Origin of the sequence: Streptomyces bugieae (assembly GCF_036352915.1) — a bacterium.
GTDB classification, from domain to species: Bacteria; Actinomycetota; Actinomycetes; order Streptomycetales; family Streptomycetaceae; genus Streptomyces; species Streptomyces endophytica.
Genome location: NZ_JAZBJP010000113.1, coordinates 1 through 479 on the forward strand (window position 1 = coordinate 1; position 479 = coordinate 479).

At 73.3% G+C, this 479-nt stretch carries 2 pseudogenes; one reads left to right on the plus strand and one right to left on the minus strand.

Annotation, left to right across the window (positions count from 1 at the left end):
• Window positions 1–192, plus strand: a pseudogene (locus V2J85_RS40430) (hypothetical protein); the annotation flags it as partial.
• Window positions 193–262: 70 nt separating this feature from the next.
• Here the strand turns inward: V2J85_RS40430 and V2J85_RS40435 are convergent.
• Window positions 263–479: pseudogene (locus V2J85_RS40435) on the minus strand (SDR family NAD(P)-dependent oxidoreductase); the annotation flags it as partial.

The following is a 479-nucleotide window of genomic DNA, read 5'->3' on the forward strand; positions in this document are numbered from 1 at the left end:
GTCATCGCCGCCGGCACCGGACTGAGCCCGAACCTGTGGCGCAAGCAGTACGGGGGGTGGACCGAGGCGGAGATGACCCCCCTGGAGGCCACCGCCTTCCTGCTCGCGGAGCACATCAACCGCATCACCGACGACCCCGACTTCGCCACCCGGCTGATCACGGACGCCCTGGCCCGTACGGACGAGATCTGACGCCGCACGGGCGAGGTCTGACGCCGCACGGACGAGATCTGATGCCGTACGGGCGAGCATCCGCACCCGTTCAGCCCCAGGCCCCCTTCTCCGCCGCCTCCCGGACGACCTCGGCGAGGTCGCGCGGGGGACGGCCCAGGGCCCGCTCGACCCCGTCCTTCACCGGGGCCTCCCGGCTCGTGCGGATCGGGTCCAGCGCGGCGGTCCAGAGCGCGGCCTCCACCTCCGACATCCCCTGCGCCACCAGCCCCTCCCGGAACGCGGCCTCCTCGGCCGGGATGTAGGAG